At 62.3% G+C, this 23,356-nt stretch carries 14 protein-coding genes; 6 read left to right on the forward strand and 8 right to left on the reverse strand.

Translation table 11 applies throughout. The features are described from left to right. Window positions 1-77 precede the first annotated feature (77 nt). The 6 genes from AC1RUK_RS00210 (at window position 78) to AC1RUK_RS00235 (ending at window position 6,940) form a co-directional block, all read left to right on the forward strand. On the forward strand, window positions 78-2,258 hold the full coding sequence (locus AC1RUK_RS00210; protein WP_481837261.1) for a pyruvate kinase: 2,181 nt from the start codon (window positions 78-80) through the stop codon (window positions 2,256-2,258). Window positions 2,259-2,268: 10 nt separating this feature from the next. Continuing rightward, window positions 2,269-2,835, forward strand: a complete 567-nt coding sequence (locus AC1RUK_RS00215) for an adenylyl-sulfate kinase (protein WP_481837260.1) — start codon at window positions 2,269-2,271, stop codon at window positions 2,833-2,835. Between the two features lie 66 nt (window positions 2,836-2,901). Beyond that, window positions 2,902-4,344: a cation:proton antiporter gene (locus AC1RUK_RS00220; protein ID WP_481837259.1), complete on the forward strand. Its 1,443-nt coding sequence runs from the start codon at window positions 2,902-2,904 to the stop codon at window positions 4,342-4,344. A gap of 52 nt (window positions 4,345-4,396) precedes the next feature. Then, window positions 4,397-5,557, forward strand: a complete 1,161-nt coding sequence (locus AC1RUK_RS00225) for a PqqD family peptide modification chaperone (protein ID WP_481837258.1) — start codon at window positions 4,397-4,399, stop codon at window positions 5,555-5,557. After that, window positions 5,554-6,549: a nucleotidyltransferase family protein gene (locus tag AC1RUK_RS00230; RefSeq protein WP_481837257.1), complete on the forward strand. Its 996-nt coding sequence runs from the start codon at window positions 5,554-5,556 to the stop codon at window positions 6,547-6,549. Before AC1RUK_RS00225 ends, AC1RUK_RS00230 begins: the two co-directional genes overlap by 4 nt. Window positions 6,550-6,712: 163 nt before the next feature. Then, entirely contained in the window at window positions 6,713-6,940 is a 228-nt protein-coding gene (locus tag AC1RUK_RS00235) for a hypothetical protein (RefSeq protein ID WP_481839626.1), read from the forward strand. Between the two features lie 279 nt (window positions 6,941-7,219). Here AC1RUK_RS00235 and AC1RUK_RS00240 read toward each other — a convergent pair whose 3' ends face one another. The 8 genes from AC1RUK_RS00240 to AC1RUK_RS00275 all read right to left on the reverse strand — a co-directional run bounded on the left by AC1RUK_RS00240 (window position 7,220) and on the right by AC1RUK_RS00275 (window position 23,275). Continuing rightward, window positions 7,220-11,188: a metallophosphoesterase gene (locus tag AC1RUK_RS00240; RefSeq protein ID WP_481837256.1), complete on the reverse strand. Its 3,969-nt coding sequence runs from the start codon at window positions 11,186-11,188 to the stop codon at window positions 7,220-7,222. Between the two features lie 406 nt (window positions 11,189-11,594). After that, complete coding sequence (locus AC1RUK_RS00245; protein ID WP_481837255.1) at window positions 11,595-14,006, reverse strand: RTX toxin; 2,412 nt, start codon at window positions 14,004-14,006, stop codon at window positions 11,595-11,597. Window positions 14,007-14,253: 247 nt separating this feature from the next. Beyond that, window positions 14,254-15,756 carry a lipopolysaccharide biosynthesis protein gene (locus AC1RUK_RS00250; RefSeq protein WP_481837254.1) on the reverse strand — a complete coding sequence of 501 codons (1,503 nt, stop codon included), beginning with the start codon at window positions 15,754-15,756 and terminating at the stop codon, window positions 14,254-14,256. A 284-nt stretch (window positions 15,757-16,040) separates the two neighbouring features. Next, window positions 16,041-16,919, reverse strand: a complete 879-nt coding sequence (locus AC1RUK_RS00255) for a sulfotransferase family protein (protein ID WP_436173657.1) — start codon at window positions 16,917-16,919, stop codon at window positions 16,041-16,043. A 130-nt stretch (window positions 16,920-17,049) separates the two neighbouring features. Next, the gene (locus AC1RUK_RS00260; RefSeq protein ID WP_481837253.1) at window positions 17,050-18,369 is read right to left on the reverse strand and encodes an HlyD family type I secretion periplasmic adaptor subunit; all 1,320 of its coding nucleotides are present in this window, start codon (window positions 18,367-18,369) and stop codon (window positions 17,050-17,052) included. Between the two features lie 26 nt (window positions 18,370-18,395). Further along, the gene (locus AC1RUK_RS00265; RefSeq protein ID WP_481839615.1) at window positions 18,396-20,171 is read right to left on the reverse strand and encodes a type I secretion system permease/ATPase; all 1,776 of its coding nucleotides are present in this window, start codon (window positions 20,169-20,171) and stop codon (window positions 18,396-18,398) included. Between the two features lie 438 nt (window positions 20,172-20,609). Then, complete coding sequence (locus AC1RUK_RS00270; protein ID WP_481837252.1) at window positions 20,610-21,836, reverse strand: polysaccharide biosynthesis/export family protein; 1,227 nt, start codon at window positions 21,834-21,836, stop codon at window positions 20,610-20,612. A 218-nt stretch (window positions 21,837-22,054) separates the two neighbouring features. After that, window positions 22,055-23,275: a glycosyltransferase gene (locus AC1RUK_RS00275; protein ID WP_481837251.1), complete on the reverse strand. Its 1,221-nt coding sequence runs from the start codon at window positions 23,273-23,275 to the stop codon at window positions 22,055-22,057. Window positions 23,276-23,356 lie beyond the last annotated feature (81 nt).

A 23,356-nucleotide genomic window follows, 5' to 3' on the forward strand; every position in this document is an offset into this window, starting at 1 on the left:
GGACCGCAAGCCTGGTCGCGCCGGTTCATCGTTTCATCAAGTGCATCACACAACCATGAAGACAAAGGTGGGGAGCCATGAAAGCCAGGGAAGTCGAGCTTCTGTGCACGCTGGGTCCGGCGTCGCTCAATGACAAGGTCATCCATTGGTTGGACCGGGTCGGCACTTCGCTTTTGCGCCTCAATTTGTCTCATACGAAGATTGAGGACCTCGAGCGGATCATTACGTTCATCCAGAAGCGGACACGCATTCCGATTTGTCTCGATACCGAAGGCGCGCAGGTCCGCACCGGTCCGCTGGTCGACGGGAAGGTTACGGTGCATGAGAACCGGTTCTTGACTGCCCGTGCGCGGCCGGTGGCGGGCGACCAGTTCAGTATCAGCTTCTACCCGGCATACATCATCAACAAACTTCAAGTCGGCGATTTCATCAGCATCGATTTCAACGCTGTCCTGACCCAGGTCGTGGAGAAGGACAACGAGGCCGTGATCCTGAGGGTCCTGAACGGTGGAGAGCTCGGTCAGAACAAGGCCGTAACGGTACAGCGCACGCTCGAGATGCCGCCTTTGACCGAAAAGGATCTGGCAGCAATCGCGATCGGCCGCCGGATGGGGATACGCCATTTCGCGCTCTCCTTCGCCCATCGTGCTTCGGACGTTGACGGGATCCGGGCCAAAGCCGGCGCCGGCGCAATCATCATCTCCAAGATCGAATGCCTGAGCGGCTTGCGCAATCTCGCCGCCATCGCCGAGAAGTCCGACGCAATCCTGATTGACCGCGGCGACCTGTCCCGGGAGGTGCCGATCGAGCAGATCCCCGCAATTCAGAAGATGATCATCCGAAATGCGAAGGCGCATGGCGCGAAAGTCTATGTCGCAACGAACCTGCTTGAGTCGATGACGAGCGCGCCAACGCCGACTCGGGCCGAAGTCAACGACGTCTACAATACACTGGCGGACGGCGCCGACGGCCTCGTCCTGGCGGCGGAAACGGCCATCGGCCAATACCCGGTGAGCTGTGCCAGGATGGTCATCAAGGTCGCCGAGCAATTCCGGCGGAATATGGCCGGCGGCGCGCAAGCCATTCGGGTGCGTCCGTCGTCGCTGCACGCCGGCGTCGAGCCTCACGGCGGGCGTCTGGTCATCCGGACGCTCGGACCGGCGGAAGATCTGGAAACCAAGGACCTGCCGATGGTCACGGTCACAGACGAGGACCTGACCGACGTCGAGCAGATCGCCCGCGGCACCTTCTCGCCGCTGTGCGGCTTCATGGACAAGGCGTGCCTGGAAAGCGTGCTTGAACACAACCGGCTTCCCTCGGGACTGGCCTGGACGATGCCGGTTGTGCTGGCTGTTCCCAAAGAGACCGCAAGCCGATTTTCGACCGGCGACCGCGTTCTGCTTTGCAGCAAAAGCGGACTGTCGCACTCCGTTCTCGACATCTCCGAAACCTACGGGTTCGAGCCGGAACTGCTCGCGCGCAAATGGTTCGGCACGGACTCGCGCGAGCATCCAGGTGTCGCCCGCGTGCTTGCGCGCGGCGGACATTTTCTTGCCGGCAGCATCACCCTTATCCAGCCGCTGCCTTCGCCGTACCGGCGCTACGACCTGACGCCGGCCCAATTGCGCACGGTCTTTGCGCACAAGGGCTGGACCCGGGTGGTGGCCTTCCACAGCCGCAACCTGGTTCATCGTGTCCACGAAGTGATCCAGATGGCCGCTCTGGAGCGCACCTACGCGGACGGCCTGTTGATCAATCCCGTGGTGGGAAATGCCAAGCGCGGCGATTTCATGCCGCATCTTGTCCTCGATGGCTACCAGGCCATGCTCGACTACGGCATTTATCCGCCGGGCAAGGTGGTGCTCGCAAGCTTCATAACCTACCCGCGATTTGCCGGTCCTCGCGAGGCGGTTTTCACCGCGCTTTGCCGCAAGAACATGGGCTGCAGCCATTTCATCATCGGCCGGGATCACTCAGGCGTCGGCGGCTTCTACGGCGCCAACGAGAGCAGGGAGCTGTTTGATGAACTGGGCGACATAGGCATAGAGCCGATCTTCTTCGATGCCATCGGCTACGACACCCAGTCCGAGAGCTATGTCGACCTGAACGCCTGCAAGGCCGCGACGCCCATCAGCGGCTCGGAGATTCGACGCGCGTTGCGGGCGGGAGAAGCGCTGCCGAACTGGATGATGCGATCCGAGGTGCAGGAGGTGGTGCGGGCCGAGTTGATGATGAAACACGCGCTGTTCCAGGAATAGGATGCGAACGATGGCCAACGGAGTGAAGCATTTCGGGTTACCGCGGCAGGACCGCGAATATCCTGAACCGGGAACGGTGCTATGGCTGCTCGGACCAACCTCCGCCGGCAAGACGACGCTGGCGATGCGCGTCGTTGCGGATCTGCGGCGGCTCGGGGTTCCGACCATTCTCTTTGACGGCGACGAGGTCCGCGGGTTCTTCGGAGCCGACCTCGGGTTTGGCACTGACAGCCGGTTGCGCGTGGTCTCGGTGCTGGTGCATCTGGCCAACAAGGCGGCCGATGCCGGCCTGCACGTCGTGGTCGCAGCGCTGACCGCAGGGCAAGATGCTCGCGAGCATGTTCGCGAAAATGTCAGAAACCTGACGATTGGCTACGTCGCCTGCTCCGTCGAGGCCTGTGCGCAACGGGACCCAAAGGGCCTGTATCGCAAAGCGATAAGTGGCGAGATCGATACCCTCATCGGCTACAACTGCGAATATCGCCCACCGGACAGTCCGGACCTCGTTCTCGATACCGAGGCGCATTCCGTGGACGAACTCGCGGCGCGGATTGTTGCCTCGTATGTCTGGAATTGACCCGGCGTGCCGGCCAGCGGCATCCCACCTTCATCCTCTGAGCGCGTCAGCAACTGAGGCGGCGGCATGAACGATTCCGAACTCGCGCGTTTCTTTCTTTCCCTGGTTCTGCTGCTCATCGGCGCATTGGGCGGCGGCCTTGTGTTCGAGCGACTGAAGCTGCCACGCGTGATTGGCGAGATCGCGGGCGGAATTGTGCTCGGCCCGTCCGTGCTGGGGCTTGTCTCGTCCGAAGCGCACACATGGCTGTTTGCCGGGTTCCCCGCGCAGGGTGCCTTGCTCTCCGCCTTTTACTGGCTGGGCCTGGTTCTGCTGATGTTCACCGCCGGCTTCAAGATGCAGGCGGAAGGCATCACGGGATCGGGCCGCATCATACCGGCGCTGGTGATCGGCGCGCTCGTGGTTCCGTTCGCGTGCGGCTATGCGGGCGCGCCGCTGTTTGCAGACGCACAGGCGGGCGATGACCTTGCGTTCAAGCTGGTGATGGGTATCGCCGTTGGCGTTACGTCGATCCCGGTCATCTCGCGCATCTTCCTCGATCTTGGCCTGATGAACAGCTCCTTCGCGCGCAACATCATCGGCGCCGCGACCATCCAGGATCTCATCCTCTGGAGCATGCTTGCCATCGCCACGGCGGTGCAGAACGGTGACGCCGCCGATGCGGGAGGCATCGGGCGTGTGATCGCCGTCAACCTCGCCTTCGTCGTCGTCTCGCTGTTCTTCGCGCCGGCAGCGGCGCGCGCGATTCGGCGAAGCGTCTTCGGCAAGTTCAGCGAAGCATCCCTGACAGGCTACACCATGCTGCTGTGCCTGGTCTTCGTCGCGGCCGCGAGCCTCTTGAAAGTGAACGTCATCCTCGCCGCGCTTCTGGCGGGTCTCGTGATGGCGCGGTTTCCCTCGCGGCATCTTGCTCCGGTGAAACAACATATCGCTGACATCTCGATATGGTTTTTCGTGCCGATCTACTTCGCGCTGGTCGGCTTGCGGCTCGATCTGGCGCATCAATTCGACGGCCCGCTCACCCTCTTCTTCATCGTCGCAAGCACGGCCATCAAGCTGGTGAGCTGCACCATTGCCGCCAGAGCAGCGGGTGCCGACTGGGCCAGGGCCTTCGACTACGGTGTCGCCATGAACACGCGCGGCGGCCCGGGCATCGTGCTGGCGAGCGTCGCATACGCCGCCGGCATCATCGACGAACGCATGTTCACCGCGCTGGTGCTGGCTTCGATACTGACCTCGCTGGCCACGGGGCTCTGGTTGCGCTGGCGGCTGGCGCGTGATTCCGAAGTGTTTGCCGAATTGGCGAGACTACCCACGTCTGGCATGCGCGGGGCGGCGAGCCTGGCATCGACGATCACGGAATTTCTGGTCCGGATTTCCCGGTCGCCGTCAGGCCGAGACCGGGACGCCCCTGCCAAACCCTCGGGGCCAGTACCGGATGGACTTGAGAGCTCAAAGCAATCGAATGGGCGAAATGAGCTGCTGCCGAAAGGGCGCTTCGCTCATTGAATGCGCCAGCAGATCAGATCGTCGCATTGGTAGACTGGAGGACGACCACCCGATGAATCAGCACCAGGCGGTTGACAGAACCGTGGCGTCAGGCGCCGCCGATAACAGCACCGCCGCGTTCGTGATCCAGGGGCGCCTGGCGCGCGTCAGAGGGCAAAACATCCTGTTCAGTTCCTGCCGGCAGGCCATTTTCGCCGTCAACGATACGGCTGCCGACATCTGGCGCTCTCTGGAAGAAGGCATGCCACCGCACGCCATCGCGTTCGAGATTGCGCGCAGTGGCATCGATAGGCGTGAGGCAGAAAGGCATGTCGAGGCTGCGCTCGAGGCCTGGCAACGGCTGGACCTGATACGGCCCTGTACACCATTGTCTCCACCATCGGCCCGCGAGCACGTGAGCCAGGTGGTCGGCGTTGCGGGCCTCCATATTCGCATCGTCTATCCGGCAGCCCGCGCCTTTCCCGCGATCACCGCATTCCGTCATCTCGAAGTTCAAGGAGAGGCTGCCGACGTTCTGCTCCAGGTGGTTGAGCGCGCGGGGCGGGTTCACCTGTTTCGGGATGGCGACTGGATCCTGTCCTGCTCGCCCAACGAACTTCCGGTGATGCTGAAAGGGCAATTGCTGACCGAGGTTCTCGATCACGGCGCCTATGAACTTGCTGTCCATGCGGCCGCGCTTCGCAGAAATGAACGTATCGTACTTCTTTGTGGCAGTCCGGGCGCGGGCAAGACAACGCTGACCTTGGCATTGGTCCATGCAGGGTTCGGCTTCGCCGCGGACGATGTGACGCTGCTGGACTCAAAAGGCTATGGCATGGGTCTTCCGTTTGCTCCCGCGGTCAAGGCGGGAGCTTGGCCACTCCTGACCGAATACTGCCCCGATCTCGGCGCTGCTCCGGTCTTTCGCCGCCCGGACCGCAGGCGTGTGCGCTTTGCCGTGCCCAGGGAGTTTGTCCCGGGACCAGCTTCTCCTCTACCGGTCGGCTGCGTGGTGTTGCTCCGGCGAGGCCGCGACGCGAAGGCTTGCCTCGCGCCGATCGACCCAGCCAGCGCATTGCGTGGCCTGCTCAACGGCGCCTTTTCGCCCGGCCGGGAACTGAGCGGGACCGCGTTCGACGTGCTGACCCAGATCGTCGGATCGGCGGAGACCTATTGCCTGACCTATTCGAGGCTCGATGATGCTGTCGAGCTGATCACGAAAGTGTGCCGATGATGCGCAGGGGCAACGCACTTGAGGCATTGATCGCCGGACTTCGCGGCTGTCCGGCCGACAGGGCCGACTGGCAGGCAGTGATTGCGCTCGCAAATCACACTTTGCTCACACCCGACTTGTTCTCGTCCCTCGCGCGTGCCGGCCAGATCCACCGGCTGCCGCAGGAGGTGCGCGAGTACCTGGAGTTTGTTCACGACTGCAATCGGGAACGGAACCTGCGCTTGCGAGCCCAATTGAGCGAAGCCATTGCCGCCCTCAACCGCCGTGACATCGTTCCGGTCCTGCTCAAGGGAGCGGTTCCCCTGTTCCTGTCCCCGGCCGGACAGGTTCCCAGCAGGATGACCAGTGATCTCGATCTGGCTGTGGAGCCGGCTGAAGAGGCAGTCGCCCAAGCCTGCCTTGAAGAGCTTGGGTATGTTCAGGTTCCGGGCAATCGAGGCGCGACACGCCAGCAGGATGCAGGAATGCTGGAGCTCCGCCCGAGCCGACCAAACCACCTTGAACGCCCCAAGCTCGTCCAGCGAGACGGTCTTCGGGTGGAAATTCCTCCCGCGCAGTCGCGGGCCCTGCACTGGATCGTGCACGACCTCCTCAAGGAGGGGGATTACTGGCGCGGAAGGATTGATCTCAGGCACCTTCATGATCTGGCACGATTGGCGGAAACCGACGACGTGGATTGGACGGCACTGCAGGCATCGGTGTCGGATCAAAGCGCCCGCAATGCGCTCGATACCCAGCTCCTGGCCTTGCAGCATTTCTTCGGGACCGGGATTCCGGCAAAGTGCGCACAGCGCCCAATGGTTCGTTTTCAGCACTGGAGGCGCATCTTCACTGCGACACACCCCATCGTTGGCGCTCCCTTGCGCCTGGCCGGCAATTTGGCGTGGGGCGCATGGCGGTTTTCGCGGGCTGACGGTCTGGCGCGACGAGGCCCGTTCGACCTCGCGCGCCGCATCACTCGCACGCTCTTGGAGGCGCGCACGAAAATCTAGAGCGGTCAGCTTTTGATAGAACCGCTGCCCCGCTCTAGGTATTTGTTTTTACACACGAAAAACCGCCGCGCACTTTTCCTGGAATTGCTCTAAGCCTTTTGGAGAGCTTGTGCCTTATTCTGGAATTCCTAAAGTAAATTCGTCAAAAATACGAGGTTATGACATGGCCACCGAAAGTAAACGGCAATCGGAACAGACGCAGGAGAGCCTGGTCTCAGAAGCTCAAGCGCGCCGGGACTTTCTCAAGAAGGCAGGGCGTTTCGCGGCGGTGACGCCGCCGGCTATTACGCTGCTGCTCGGCACAAGCTTGAACTCGAAAGCGATTGCCAAATCGGGTGGAACGCGCCCAGGCAATGGCTGGGGGGACAAGAACCATATTCACCTCGGCTAGCTCTTCAACTAGCTGGTTATCATTCCGGAAGTAAGTTTTCGAGGGCGTAAGGCTCTAGTTTTCATTTGAAAGCCCGGACTGCTCGCGGCGCACAGAGTGCCGCGAGCAGTCCGGGCTTTTCTTTGGCGGTGGCGACCAGGCTCGCTCTTGCATTGCATCAAAAAGAAAGAGCCCGTCCCGAACCGATCGGGATGGGGCTCCAGCCACCTTCGAGCATTCTGGGTCAGTCCGCAGCCCGGCAGGCGTATTCCTTGTCCGCCGGAGGGGTCCGGGCGGCGCCTATGCGAGAAGCAGAGTGTTCAGGAAGTTGTCGTTGTGGAACTGTTCCTCATGAACGCCAAGCAGCGTGATCTGATCTCCGGCGCTTAGAGACGCCACGACATTCGCGCCCTGGTTTGTGGCCACCTGCTGGAACTGGCTGGCATTGGTGATGCCAAAGGCTCTGAGATCGAGGACGTCACCGGACCCGGCGCCAGCCACGAAATTCGCGATGGTGTCCTGGCCGTCGCCGACAGCGAACACGAACAGATTGTTCTGGTTGCCGGCAATCAGCATGTCATTGCCGCGCCCGCCGATCAGCGTGGCGTTCCCGCCCAGACCCCACAGATAGTCGGCGCCGATCGTGCCGTTCAGGACGTAGCCTCCATCGACGATTGTCGGCGTGCGTCCTGCCGGCGTCGGGACAAAGTAGGAATCCGTCAGCACGCTGGTTGCCGTTGTCCCGTTGAAACTGCTGACCTTGTAGAACTCGATCAGCATGCCTGCGTCCGTGACCGTCACCAGGTTCGCGCCGACATTGGGAACGCTGCGACCGGCACCGCCGAGGCCGGTGGTCGTGTAGGGAAGAAAGACGCCGTCGCCATTGTCGTCTCGGTTCTCGCGGTAATAATTGTGCTGGTGGCCGGCAAAGACCGCGTTCACGCCCCATTGCTCGAAGGGCCATTGCATGGTGCCGGTGCCGCCGCTCGGATTGTATGCCGTGTGGTGGTAGTACGCCAGATTGAAGCTCGCGTCGGAATTCGCGAGAAGGGATTGCATCCACTGGCCCTGCACTGAAGTGGAGCTGCGGCCATCCGGGTCCTGTTTGTTGCTGTTCAGCGCGAAGAAATGCACCGGCCCGATCTGGAAGTCGTAGTACCTCTCATTATCAGGCAGTGTGAAGTAGTTCTGGTAGGCGGGAACGGTGCCTTCGTTGTATTCATGGTTGCCTAGCGTAGGAAAGAAGCGGTTGATGGTGCTGCCACTGCCGTATGCGCCCTGATAGTTGCCTATGTAGTCATGATACTGCTGGCCGATGGCGGGATCGAAGGTCTGCGGTGCATAGGCGTTGTCGCCGACTGTGAGAATGAAATCGACGTTCCAACCATGGATCATCGCCGACACGGCTTTCTCGCCCGAGAGATCGGTGTCGCCAAAATCACCAAAGATCGCGAACCGGTATATTGTCTGCGGCCCCGCCGTCGGAACGACGCCGACAGTATAGTCCTGTGTGGCGGTGCTTCCGTCGGACGAGGTTGCGGTGACGTGGAGGTTGATTGACGGCTCCGAGGCCGCATTGAGCGTCCCTGTACCCGAGCGTGTGATGACGCCGGTGCTGGGGTTGATGGCGAAGCGCGCATCATTGAGGCTGTAGGTGACCGTCGAGCCGATATCGGGATCCTTGGCCGAGGCGGTGATGCCGATCGCCGTGCCCGCTGCGTCGTTCTGGGCGATCCGGTTGACAGCAGTATTGGTGTCGGGCGGGGTGTTGAAAGCGACCGGCTCCGGATTGTCGAGGACGGCGAGGGTGAAGGTCTTGTTGGCCAGACTGCCGTCCGACGAGCTTGCCGTCACCGTCAGATTGATCGACGGCTGGGTCTCGAAGTCGAGCGTGCCGGTGGCCGAGCGCGTGACGACGCCGCTGCTGGCGTCGATGGCGAAGCGGGAGTCGTTGAGACTGTAAGTGACGGTCGAGCCGGCGTCGGGATCCGTTGCCGAGGCGGTGATCCCTGTGGGAGCGCCCGCCGCGGCAAGTTCGGCGATCTGGTTGACGGTTGTGTCGGCATCAGGCGGCGTGTTGAAGGCCACCGGAGGGCTGACCGGGCCGGGCAGGAGATATTCGATATGCAGGAGTGGCGCGCCGGCAGGCGAGTACTCGTAGGAATCGGCCGTGCGCGTGCCTGTGCCGGTGATCATGAATGCCATGTCGTTGAGCGCCGCCCAACCCGAGCGGTTGACGATCTCCTGAACAACTGCCGACAGGTCCGGTGTGCGCTGGGCCAGGCCGTGGGCGCCCACCGTGGTCCATGGGTCGGGCGCCCAGGCCGTGGACGCGTCCGTCGTCGCGCGCGAGGACACGTTGAAGCTGACGCTGGTGAAGGGACTGGCGTCGTCGGCGTCCTCGCCCTTGATTAGCAGCGACGTCGCGCCAGTCTTTACCTCGTTGGCCTGGAATTGGATGTAGGCGCTGGTGATGATGGCGCCTTGGGGAATGTCGATGCCAATGAAGCGAACGCCGACCGTCTGGCCGGTGGTGCCGTCAACGACCATTTCCAGATCGGTGACGTTGGTCGAAATCGAGCCCGAGCTCTTCTGTTCGACATCGTCGCCGGCGGCAGCCACCCTCGTCTCGACAATCACAGGCGTGGCCCCGGTGACGCCGATGCTGAAGGCGTGGGTATCCGTGCTGCCATCGGAGGAGGTGGCTGTGACCGTGAGGTTGACCGACGGCTCGGACTGGGCGTTGAGCGTGCCGGTGCTCGAGCGCGTGATGACGCCAGTGCTGGCGTTGATGGCAAAGCGCGGGTCGTCGACGGTGTAGGTGACCGTCGACCCGGCATCGGAATCCTTGGCCGAGGCGGTGATCCCGATCGCCGTGCCCGCCGCGGCACCCTCGGCGATCCGGTTGACCGCGGTGTCGGCATCGGGCGGCGTGTTGAAGGCGACCGGCTCCGGATTGTCGAGGACAGCGAGGGTGAAGCTCTGGTTGGCGCTGCTGCCGTCTGAGGAGGTTGCCGTCACCGTCAAGTTGATCGACGGCTGGGTCTCGAAGTCGAGCGCGCCGGTGGCCGAGCGCGTGATGACACCGCTGTTGGCGTCGATGGCGAAGCGCGTATCATCGAGGCTGTAGGTGACGGTCGTGCCGGCGTCGGGATCGGCGGCCGAGGCAGTGATCCCGATAGGGGCACCCGAGGCGGCAAGCTCGGCGATCTGATTGGCAACGGGATCGGCGTCGGGCGGCGTGTTGAAGGCCACGGGAGGGCTGGGCAACTGATATTCGATATGCAGCAGCGGCGCGCCAGCCGGATTGTATTCGTAGGAATCGGCTGTGCGCGTGCCGGTGCCGGTGATCAGGAATGCCATGTCGTTGAGTGCCGCCCAGCCAGAGCGGTTGACGATCTCCTGAACGATCGCCGAGAGGTCCGGTGTGCGCTCGGCAACGCCGTGGGTGCCGACCGTGGTCCACGGATCCGGCGCCCAGGCCGTGGACGCGTCCGTCGTCGCGCGTGAGGACACGTTGAAGCTGACAGTGGTGAAGGGACTGGAGTCGTCGGCATCCTCGCCTTTGACCAGCAGCGACGTCGCGCCGGTCTTCACCTCGTTGGCCTGGAACTGGATGTAGGCACTGGTGATGATGGCGCCCTTGGGGATGTCGATGCCGGTGAATCGAAGTCCGACCGTCTGGCTGGTGGTGCCGTCAACGGCCAGTTCCAGGTCAGTGACGTTGCTCGCTATCGAGCCGGAAGCCTTCTGCTCGACATCGTCGCCGGCGGCCGCCACCCTCGTTTCGACGGTCAGGTCGATCGCACTTGTGCTGGCGGCGAGGAGGCTGCTGCTGGCGACCGTGGCCCCCGTCAGGGTGGTGGTCGTGTCTGCCACTCGGTCGGATGCGGGGGCGGGCCAGGTGATGCCGCCATTCCCCAAGCCCACCGCGGAATGCCAGGAGCCGACGTTCGCCGCCACGCTGTCGAGGACGGTGTTGTCGAGATGAATGCCAATTCTGGTGGCTGCTTCGGCGAGGCCGATGAGTTTCAGTCCGCCATCGAGCGCCCAGGTCGCAGTGATCTCGAGCGTGGAGATGAGGCTGTCGATCTTGCTCGCGGCTTGATCCGCGCTTTGGCCGTAATCGCGCTTGCCGGCTTCGCCAGCGAGGCTGCTATCGTCGGAGAATTCGAGGATCGGAGAAAGACTGTTCAGGAAGGTCGTGGAGTCAAGCACGACCGGTCCCGGAGCGTTGCCGCTCTCCGGAATCCGAGGTGGTTTAGACATATCAGATCTCCTTTGCCGCTGTTTTTCAAAACCTGGGCCTCGGCAGGGCCGTAGGTGGACATGACAGCCTGCTCCGCTCAGTCGCGATCGACGGCGTGTCGACGGTCAAAAAATGGAGGGGCCGCATTGCTGGTGGCGAGGGTCTGCCGGGATTGTGTGCGCTCAATTGCGCCGGCAGGGCGTCGCCGCAGAAAACAAAAGTCAGGACGTCAGGCGAGCACGTTGCCTGGATCACTCGCGGGGGGCCGCGGCCGCAGGCCGACCATGGGCCAGCCCATCACGGTGTATGGGGCGGTATCTGGATCAATGGAAGGAACTGGCCTCGGCACTGGTTCGTATCCGAGGGTGCATCCCTTGCGGTCAAGCGAGGCGAGCGCCCGCGCCTGGGGCATCGCCTGCTGCCGGATCAGACGAGCATCCAATGATCGAATGAGAACTCATAGATCCTGCCATCGTTCTCATTCGGATGCGAGTCGTTGTCCTCAACGCGATCGACGATGTACAGGCTCGTATGGGTCGGATCGTCGCTGCTCGGCGCCAGCGCCAACCCCGCCGGTTTGTGCGTGTTGGCGGCAGAGATATCGAGCGTGCCCAGCAATTGCCCTGTGGGTGTTACCATCGCCACCGAGTCCCGTGACTGAATGATATAAAGGATGTCATGGACCGGGTCATACGCAATGCTCTCGTCGGATGGGGTTCCCAGCGAGTGCGCGGAGAAACTCGTCACGATGTCATCGCCGCCAGTGCTCGCGACACCGTCGAATTTGCCGTTCGGACCCGGCGCGACGGTGTAGATCTTCTGACTTGTGCCATCCGCGACGTACAGGACGCCTCGATTGGTATCGTACGCAATCCCCTCCGGATCCGTGCTGCCGAATGCGGACGTCTTGAACGATGTCACGATATCATCGGACGTGTTGTAAAGTCCGTCCTGCCCGGGGTTGAGCTCGTAGACGCTCTTCGTGCCGGTGTCGTCCGTGAAGAAGAGATGCTGGTTGACGGGATTGTAGGCGACCCCGGAGGGCTCGTCGGAAAAGCTGATGGTTGTGAGCGTGCTCGCCAGGGCGCCGCTCGGACTCATCTGAAAGAGATTTTTGCCGGTAAAAAGGGCAGGTATCTCGTCGACTTCGCTGTCGGCTACCAGCAGCGTGCCGAGGTGGGAGATATAGACGATGTCCGTGGGGTCGGGGCTCGGCGGCGACCACTGCCAAGTCAGGATGGTATGTTCCAAAGTCACTGACGTGGGCAACTGGTTGCCGGTGACGCCGACGCTGAAGGCGTGGGTATCCGTGCTGCCGTCGGAGGAGGTTGCGGTGACCGTGAGGTTGACCGATGGCTCTGACTGGGCGTTGAGCGTGCCGGTGCTTGAGCGCGTGATGACGCCGGTGGTGGGGTCGATGGCGAAGCGCGCATCATTGAGGCTGTAGGTAACCGTCGAGCCGGCGTCGGGATCCGTGGCCGAGGCTGTGATCCCGATCGCCGTGCCCGCTGCGGCGTTCTGGGCGATCTGGTTGACCGCAGTGTCGGCGTCGGGTGCAGTGTTGAAGGCAACCGGCTCGGGACTGTTGACGACGGCGAGGGTGAAGCTCTGGTTGGCGGTGCTGCCGTCGGAAGAGGTTGCCGTCACCGTCAGGTTGATCGACGTCTGGGTCTCGAAGTCGAGCGCGCCGGTGGCCGAGCGCGTGATGACACCGCTGCTGGCGTCGATGGCGAAGCGCGTATCATCGAGGCTGTAGGTGACGGTCGAGCCGACGTCGGGATCGGCGGCCGAAGCGGTGATCCCTATCGGTGCGCCAGCCGCGGCAAGCTCGGCGATTTGGTTGGCAGTGGGGTCGGCGTCGGCCGGCGTGTTGAAAACCACCGGATTGCCGGGCGGACCGGGCAGCTGATATTCGATATGCAGCAGCGGTGCGCTGGCCGGCGAGTACTCATAGGAATCGGCTGTGCGCGTGCCGGTGCCGGTGATCAGGAACGCCATGTCGTTGAGTGCCGCCCAGCCGGAGCGGTTGACGATCTCCTGAACGATCGCCGAAAGGTCCGGCGTGCGCTCGGCCAGGCCTTGGGCGCCCGCCGTGGTCCACGGGTCCGGCGTCCAGGCCGTGGACGCGTCCGTCGTCGCGCGCGAGGACACGTTGAACTTGACGATGGTGAAGGCGCTCGCGTCGTCACTATCTTCGCCTTTGATCAGCAGTGACGCCGCGCCGCTATTCGCCTCGTTGGCCTGGAACTGGATGTAGGCGCTGGTGATGATGGCACCTTGGGGGATGTCGATGCCGGTGAAGCGGAGGCCGACCGTCTGACCGGTGGTGCCGTCATAGACCAGCTCCAGGTCATTGATGTTGCCTGATATCGTGCCGGAAGCCTTCTGCTCGACATCGTCGCCGGCGGCCACCACCCTCGTTTCGAAGATCGGGTCGACCGCGCTTAGGCTGGCGGCGAGGAGGCTGCTGCTGGCGACCGTCGGAGTGGCGGTCGTGTCGGCGACGCGGTCGGAGGTGATACCGCCGTTCCCAAGGCCCACCGCGGAATTCCAGGAGCCTGCATTCGCCGTTACACTGTCGAGGACGGTGTTGTCGAGATGAATGCCAATCCTGGCGGCTGCTTCGGCGAGGCCGATGAGTTTCAGTCCGCCATCGGGCGCCCATGTCGGAGGGATCTCGAGCGTGGAGATGAGGTTGTCGATCTTGCTCGCAGCCGCGCCCAAGCCGTGATCGTCCTTGCCGGTTTCGGCGGTCAAGCCGTCACCAGGATCGGCGGTCCAGTTGTCATTGGTCAGCCAGTCGCCCTTGATGCCATGGTCGATGTCGAACTCCGTCATCAAAAGTTTCGCGTCACTCCCGCTGCCGGGAGGCCAAGGCAGTTTAGCCATGTTGAATCTCCTTCCGCATTTTTCCTCGATCTATGACCAGAATCTCGATGCGCCCGAAGGGGACGTCACAGCCAGCGACGCCCCCGAGGTGAGCACAACGACGTTGCCCATGAATGCTGGGATGTTGCCCATGAATGCCGGCCGGGCTGTCGGGTACAAATGCCGAGCCCGGCCGGCGATCAGGCTGCTTGCTTCGTCATCCCGGGCGGCGGAGCGGACGCCAAGCGGGCGCTACGGACGCCAGCAAGCGCAGCAGGGATCGCCCGTCCTGTCCAAGGAACAGCGACGGCAGGATCCAGCACAGCAGCAAGCCGCCGGCAGGCGCCAGCAATGCCGTATCGATGAGCAGGGCAAGGGCAGGCAGCTGCAGCTCGCGCAACCATTCCACGAATGCCCAGATGCCTGTTCCGAGAACGCCTGCGAGCGCGAGGCCAGGCAGGTGCGCCATGGCGAATTCCGACCACCGCATCCCGGTCACGCGGAGGCTCAACTGTGCCATGAGGATGAAGTTGACCCCAAAGGCAGCGCCGACGCCGATCGCCACGCCCTCTATGCCCCAGAATTGCCCTATGACGGACCCGACAAAGACGCCGATGGTGAAAACAGCCTGGCGCCAGGCACGGGCGTAGACCGTGCCGGTTGCCCGCGAAACGGAATCGCTGAGCTTGTAGCTCGTGCGGAACAACATGCCGAATGCGAGGATCTGGAGCGGGCCGACAACGCCCTCCCATCCCCGTCCGAGAATGACCGCCACCAACTCGGGCGCGACGATCGCCACGACCACGCTGGCCGGCAGGACGAGCAGGGCGCAACCCGCGACTGCGCTGCGATAGGCGCGAGCAAGCCGCGCGGGCTGCTCCTGGACCAGTGCCATGGTCGGGAACAGCACGCGATCGAGAACCTGACCGACGATGACCGCAGGCGTCGTCATGAGCTGCGACGACAGACCGTACAGGCCGAGCGCATCGGCGCCGAGCCAGCGGCCCACGACAAGCTTGTCAGCCTGGGTGGCGAGGTAGTTGAATATCCGGGCAATGGTGAAGCCGCCTCCGAAATAGAGCAGTTCGGCGATGGCGCGTCGCTCCAGCAAAGGCCGCATCGGGTGCGGCTGGCCTATGAGCAGCACGATCATGCGTGTGAATTGCTGGATCAGCACGGCCGCAACAAGCGCCCAGATGCCGAAGCCGAGCCAAGCCAGAACCGGTCCGGCAACGACGTAGCCCACGGCAAAGGCGCAGGCGTCGATGAGTGCCAGCCAACGGAACCGCAGCGCGCGCTGAGCCGAAGCCAGTGCCACCATGGAAACCCCTTGGAAAAGGAACACGAAGCAGACCGCACGCACGACCGGAGCCAGTTCGGCAAGCCGAAGGAGGCCGGCAATGGCGGGTGCCATCGCCCAGACCAGTGCGGACACAGCCAGCCCAAGGAGGCACGACAAGGTGAACCCGACCCGAAGATGCCGATCCTCCAAAACAGGGCGCTGCACGATCGCGGGGGTAATGCCAAGCCCCTGGAAGATGGCTGAAAATTTGATGACGATCAGCGCTGCGGAGTAAAGGCCGAACTCCTTGGGCGAGAGCAGCCTGGCCAGGACGAGGAGGGCGACAAGCTCCGCGACCGCAAGCGCGCCCATGGACAGAGCCGTCCAGAACATGCCCACGACACTGTGTTTTGCCAGCCCGCGCCGGATATCGCTCACGCCACTCTCCACTCACCAGAGCGGTTCAGCTTTTGATAGAATCGCCGACCCGCTCTAACTCTTTGTTTTTACGCAATTTCGGACGGAAAACCGCTACGCACTTTTCCTGGAATTGCTCTAAGCCGATCCAGGCAGGCGGCCATTGCATCGTTCCAGGATCCGGTCCGCGCAAGGACGAACGATCCACTTTGCACACCGACGTACCCGCGCCTGCGCGGCCAGGACATCTCGATCGTATTGGTCATGAGGGCCTCGGCTCAGGTGGCGCCCGCAGCGCGCCATCCTTACTGAAGGGGTTGGGGAATCTCGTAGCGGTAGAACTGCATTTCGTCCCGAATCTCCGGTATGATCGCTGCCAGTTCCTTGCGGTCGAGGCGGAGCCACTTCTGCTGACGGCCGGGATCGATCATCTCCTTGGCCGTGCGAATGATCTCGTCTGTGCAGTCCAGCCCGCAATGCTGATAGATGCGCCGCAACACCGGCTCGGGATCCTGCATCAGATCCTCATAGCGAAACGACAACACGCGGCCGTTCCCCAGCCTGGCGAGATCCTCCCGGGCCTTTCGGTTGCCTCGCGCCCATTGGCGCGCGATCACCGTCAACTTTTCCTGTTCCTGCAAATCCCGATCGATTCCCTTGTAGCGGGGCCCATAGATCGGCGTGTATTTTCTCCTCAATAGCTTCTTGGCGATGATCTGCTTTATGAAATCTTTTGCGTAGTAATGAAGCTGTGTCACCGGAGTGACCGCAAGCGTCCTTCGCAGGCCTTTTAAGGTCTTTGGTTTCTGCCACTTAAGCTCCATCGAGCTTATGCATGAGAATGGATTTCTCGTAATATATAGAAATATGGCTTCTGGAAAAACCTCGTGGACAAGCGGCACGCGCAGGACATTGGAAGGCGTATTTTCCATGACCTGCCGGCCGCCGTGTCGCGACTGGTACTCGAGGAATCGATCGCGAATGTAACGGACGACCTTTTTTGTGGCGTCAGTTTTGACGAATTCGTCATGACGCCGTGCCGGATCGGCATAGAGCCATAATGTCCTTGGTTCATACCAGGTGACAATGTCGGGATGCAGTCCGATCAGCTTCTGCGCAATGGTGGTGCCCGACCGATAGTTGCCGATCAGAAAAATCGGAGGTTTCAACTCTGTTGCCGTCATGACAAGTCATCCATTCAATGCAAGTGAACCAGGATTGCTCGATCCGCCCTAACTCTTTGTTTTCACGCAATTTCGGATGGAAAACCGCTGCCCACTTTTCCTGGAATTGCTCTAGCCGCGCCGGGCGCGGCTACTGGTCCCTGAACGCACGCGTCATCTGGTCCGTCAAAGGCTTCATCAGGTAGGAGATCACCTTGCGGTCGCCGGTTCTAATGAACGCTTCCACCGGCATGCCGGGAATGAGCGAGACAGGGCCGAGCTTCCTAATGTCCTTCGGGTCGGGCGTGATGCGTACCGCGTAGTAGGTTTCATTGGTGTGTTGGTCGCGCGTTACATCGGCCGCGATCATGGACACCACACCTTCCGTTTCGGGGGTTGTGCGCACATTAAAGGCGGTGAAGCGGAGATGCGCGCGCTGGCCGATCAAGATCTGGTCGATGTCCTGCGGGGCGGCCTTCACCTCGACCGTGAGAGCGTCGGTGTCGGGTACGATCAGCATGATCGGCTCCCCCGCGCCGATCACGCCGCCCACGGTGTGGATTGTCGATTGATGGACAGTGCCTCTGGCGGGAGCGCGAATATCGATGCGTGACAGCTGGTCCTCCGCGGTGACCTTGCGTTCCTCGAATTCGGCGATCTTGGCCTCCACTTCGCGCAGTTCGCTTCCGGTTTCGCTGGAGAACTGCTTGTCCAGTTGCAGGATCTGAAGCTCGACTTCGGCGATGGCCCCCCTTGCCTGCGCCATGCTCGACACAAGCTGCGCCCGCTCGCCCTCGATGCGTGTCGCCTCGCGCTCATATTCGGTCAGCTTCGATTTGAGGATGAGCTTCATTTCCACAAGGCTGCGGATGTCGACGAGTTCGTCGCTGATCAGCACGATCTCCTTGGCCTTTGCCGACACCTGAGCCGAATAACCTTCGATCTGCTCGCGAAGCTGCTCGATGCGTTCGCGCAGGCGTGCCTTATTGCCGGACAGCTCGACCCGGCGAAGTTCGAACAGTCTTTGTTCGCTGGCCACCGTGGCCACAATCTCAGGGTCGTTCATTCGTGAGACAAGGATCGGAGCGAGCGTCATCCGTTCACTGCCGTCACGTTCCGCCTCGAGCCGGGACTTTCGCGCATAAAGTTCGTCCAGGTTCTTTGTCACATAGGCCAGGCTGGCACGCGGAATGGTGTCGCTAAGCTGCACCAGAATATCGCCGGCCCGGACATGGTCGCCATCGCGCACGAAGATCTTGCCGACAACACCGCCTGTCGGGTGCTGCACCTTCTTTTCGCTGCCGTCGACGATCACCGCGCCGCGCGAAATGATCGCGCCCGAAATGTCGACTGTCCCGGCCCAGACTCCCATCACTCCGACGAGCAGCGCAACGACGGTCGTCCCGCCCAGCAGATTGCGGTGAATGGATCGCCGGTTGGAAAGCGATCTGCTCAAGATGGCTGCCCTCATTGGCCGTTTCCCTTATCCGGACGTTTTCAATTCGGCAGTTGCGGCGAGCTTGAAACCGGCTGCAGGCCCTCGCCATTGACCTGTGGCATCGGAAAGAATTTGGACAGAACGCCCTCTCTCGTGCCGAACATGTGCATCTGCCCCTCTTTCATCATGAGCATGAAATCCACTGTGGCGAGAATGTTCGGCCGATGCGCAACGATGGCCACGATGCCGCGGCGCGCCTTGATTCTGAGGATGGCCTCGGCAAGTGCCCTTTCGCCTTCCATGTCGAGGTTGGAATTCGGCTCGTCGAGGACGACAAGAAAGGGGTCGCCGTAGAGCGCGCGCGCCAGGGCGATACGCTGACGCTGCCCGGCTGAAAGCGCGGCTCCGCCTTCTCCGATCTGTGTCTCGTAACCATTGGGAAGACCGACGATCAGGTCATGGACGCCGGCGGCACGCGCAGCGGCGACGATGGCTTCCGCGTCCGGTCCAGGATCGAAACGTGCGATGTTGGCACCAACCGTTCCCGCGAACAGTTCGACGTCCTGCGGCAGATAGCCTATGCAGCGGCCAAGTCGCTCCGGCGACCACTGATCGAGTGCCGCGCCATCCAGCTTGATACGACCAGCCAGCGGTCGCCATGCGCCGACCAGCCCGCGAACGAGGCTCGATTTGCCGGAACCGCTTGGGCCGATGATGCCGAGCACCGAGCCGGCATCCAGACGGAATTCGACGCTTTGCACGATAATCCGTTGCGTGCCCGGCGCGCCGATCGCGATGCGGTCGACCGTCAGGTTGGAACTGGGCACCGGAAGCGCCATCGGCTGGGCATCCAGGGGCAGGCGGGCGAGCAGATTGCTCAGCCGGCGCCAGCTCTGGCGCGCGCCGACGAAGTTCCGCCAATGGGCGATGGCAAGATCGACAGGGGCAAGCGCACGGCCCGCAAGGATGGAGCCGGCGATGATGATCCCGGCCGTTGCCTCGCCCTCGATGACCAGCCAGGCGCCCACACCCAGCATTGCCGACTGGAGCATCAGCCGCAAGGCGCGGGCGAAGCTGCCGAAGCCGCCGACGATGTCGCTGACACGCTGCTGCTGTGCCAGATATTCCCGGCTCGCTTCCCGCCAATGGTCATGCAGGCGCTTGCCCATGCCCATTGCCGCAAGCACCTCGGCGTTGCGGCGACTGGCCTCGGCGTAGCTGTTGCGCCGCACGCCGGTCAGAACCGCGGCGCCCATCGGTTTGCGCGTAAAGATCTCGGTTGCGGCCGTCAGGGTCACCAGCACGATCGCGCCGCAAGTGGCGGTGATCCCGAGGATCGGATGGAAGCTCCAGATGATTGCCAGATAAAAGGGCAGCCACGGCAACTCGAACAGCGCGCTGGGCCCGGGGCTCGACAGAAATGTGCGGATGCTGTCGAGATCGCGCTGCGGCTGCAGCCCGTCGCCCTGCGGGCCAAGGAACAAGGGCAGCCTGGACACGGCGGTGAACACGCGTCCTCCGACAGCTTCGTCCACTTCGGCGCCGATCCTGGTCATGATGCGGCCGCGCACGAGGTCGATGACCGCCTGCCCGATAAACAGGGCGCCTGCCAGTATCGCCATCCCTACCAGGGTCGGAATGCTGCGGCTCGGCAGCACCCGGTCATAGACTTGCAGCATGAATATCGCACCGGTCAGCATGAGGATGTTGCTCACGCCACTGAATACCGCGACGCCCGCGAGTGCTCCCTTGCAGGAGCGCAGCGCGCAGGCAAGTTCCGAACCGGGCGCCGGCTGGATGCCCCCGGCAGAGGATTGAGCGCCTGTGTTCGCCAACACGATCGGCAGGGCGCCCCTGCGCTTCTGCCTTGCCTTGTAGACAGCCGCCACCAGCAGTCCCAGAACTGCGGCCATCAGCCAGGCAGGGAGAGCGTCCAGTGAACTCCCATCGGCAAAGCGGAGCCAGTCAGGCAGGCGATCAGCCCAGGGCTGTGTCGGCGATGTCAGTCCCCCGAAATCGACAAGGCGCGGCAGAAACCCAATTCCCGCGAGCGTAAGAGCGAGGAGGAGGATTACACCGGGAATGCGAGACCGCACGGTGGGACGCCGACGACGCGGCGCGCGACGTAGCGTCTTTCGGCGCGCCGGTGCCCGGAGAAGGCCGAGCGGCCTCTGTGCCGGTTCAACGGGGACAATCGCCCGGCGGAGATAGCTCCCCAAGACTGTCAGTGCTGCACCGAAGACCACGATCAAAGTACCTGAGATTTGGCGCCGCTATTGTCCGGTGGTCGAATTGTCCGGAGCGTAGAAACCCTTGTTGGCCACGATGGAGACCTCGATGACGTCGCCTGCTCTTACTTCGGTATTCTCGTCGGCGACGAGGTCGTGGGAGATTTTCTGCTCGCGCCGGAAGATCGAAATCTTCACGGAGCCTTGCAAATCGTCGAAGGTCCGCTGTTCGCCGTAGCTAAAGATAAAGAGAAGCTTGTCGGCGACGTACCTTATTTGGCTTTGAGTTTTTCCAAGCTCGACCTGCGTGTCCTGGGTCTGCGCGATCAAGTCCATTTCATAGCTTTGATGCTTTTTTCGCAGCTCGCTTTCCGAGTTCAGGATCGCCTGCCGCACCTGCTCCTGCTGAAGCTCGGTCTGCGCAAGTTCGGCGCGATAGCTGGTGTGGGCTCTCTCGGCCGTCATGACATTCGAATTCGTTATCAGGCCTTTTTCCCGCAGCGACCGGGCAGACTTCAGTTCCTCGAGTTGAAGGTTGGCGGTCTTCTCCCGCTCATTTCGCGAGGTGGCAATCATTTTCGCTTCCTTCCTCGCCCGATCCAACGAGGCCTCAAGGTAGGAAACGTCGTCCCGATACGCGGCAAGCCGCGCGTCCAACTGGGCTTGTTCGGAGGCGACGATGTCGGCAATCAAATGTCCGGCAAACTCGACCGGCGGATCCGGCGGAGCAACGAAAGACTTGTCCTGTCGACTTTCCGCCTGGAGCCGGGCGAGCCGAACCTTGAGGCGATATTCTTCGAGCCCCAGATTCGCACGCGTGCTGCGTAGATCTGCGATTTGCAGGGCCGGTTCCATGTTTCCCACGGTGGTGGCCCGGAAGCCGCCTGCTATGGCGAGCGCATGGCGAACCGTTATTCCCGGTTGAAACGGGTACGATCCGGGATGGGCCACCGTTCCGGAAATGAAGAATGGCCGGTACTGGCCGATCTCCACTTTCACGAAGGGCTCGAGGATGAGCTTCTGCTGCTGAAATGCGCGCTGAATGGCCTGCGAGAGGGCAACGGTGGTGAGGCCGCGCGCCTGGATGTCACCCAACAAGGGAAGCGATATGGAGCCCCGATCATCGACCACGACGTCGAGCGGATAGGATGCCTCGCCGATCACCGAAACGCGCAGGATGTCACCGCTGTCGAACGTATATCCATCCGCGCGGGACGCATTCGCGGCGAGCAGGATGAAGGCCATGGCGAGGCCACCAATGATTGCCAGCATGTAGCTGACCGCAGGTTCGAATCCGGCAAACAACCATCGGCTACAATCCTTCGCTCGGAATGGCCTGGATGGAAATTGTTGGTCAGCACGCAAACGCATCGTTCGTACTCCACTTGTATGCCTGCCGTCAGGATCAGTTCGTCGGCCGGAGCGCGACGGCAGGGAAATGTTCGGTTCGAAGAGCAAGCCTTGGACACGCTCCGTCGGGGTGGGGTCCATCAGAGTCCGTGCAACCCCAAGGTCTGCTTGGCGAGGCTCTCGCCAATTCGGATATCGTTCGGCCTGGCGGGTGAAAGGGCCGACTCCAGCACCGACTGATAGATCAGCTCGACCCTTTCGCACATGGACTCCAGCCCCCAGGATGAAAGGTCGGTGAGCTTCGCGCCATCAGCCAGCCGAGCACGATTGTGTTCGTTCTCGAGAAGATCGGCGACCGCCGCCGCCGCGGCGCCCACGTCCTCCGCAGGCGTCACGATGCCGTTCACGCCATGCTTCACGACCTCTTCCACACCGGGCAAATGCGAGACCACGCTGGCCCGACCGCCCGCCAGGTATTGCATCATGACGCGCGGCAATCCTTCTCGCATCGACGTCAGCACGCACACGTCGGCCAGGCTGATCAGCCGTTCGGGCTCGCGGTGATGGCCGATCATGCGAACCCTGTTTGCGAACGGGGATCGTTGGATCGCCGATTCGACTGCGGATCGCGCCGGTCCCTCGCCGGCCAGCAGCAGCCGCACGTTCGGAATTCGATCGACCACCTGGCCGAATGCTTCAATGAACTCGACGTGGCGTTTTCTCGGTTCCAGTGCGGCCAGCACCAGGACCACGGGCGGTTTTGGCTCACCGACGGCCGTCCCCAGCAGCAGATGCGGTTCTTGCGGCCATTGCGCGTTCGCGAAGCGCGCCAGGTCGAAGCCGGAGTGGACGACATGGTGCTGATCGGGGCTACCCAAATGATTGGCGATGCAAATGTCACGCATCGCCTGGCTGACATCGATGAAAGCGCGCGTGAAGTTTGCTGCCAGACGTTCGGCGGCCAGGAACATCAGCCGCTGCGCCTTGCCCACATGCACGAAAGGCAGAATGTGCACGCCATGTATGATGCCTGGGATATTGGCTTCCCTTGCGGCAAGGCGGCCGACGATGCCGGCCTTGCTTTGATGCGTGTGCACGATGTCAGGCCGCCAATCGCGCATGAGGCGCGTGAGTTGCCTGAATGCAGAAATGTCGCGGGATGGTGAAATCGGGTTCAGGAGCGGTTCCAGGGTCACCACCCGAAGGGCTCCGGCTACCGACGCCCGCAAACTCGCGTCGTATTCCTCGCCGTGAACCAGCAGCACCTCGTGGCCGTGCCGCGCCTGGGCGAGACAACAGGCCAAAGTGTTCTCTTCGGAACCTGCCCGAAGCAGTCGGGTGAGCACATGAATAATCTTCATTTGCTTGTACCTCAGGGGACATGAAATCCGGCGGACGGTGCATTCAGGCAGGAGATCGGCGCAGCGGGTCAGGACGTTGGG

This window comes from Mesorhizobium monacense (assembly GCF_056781675.1).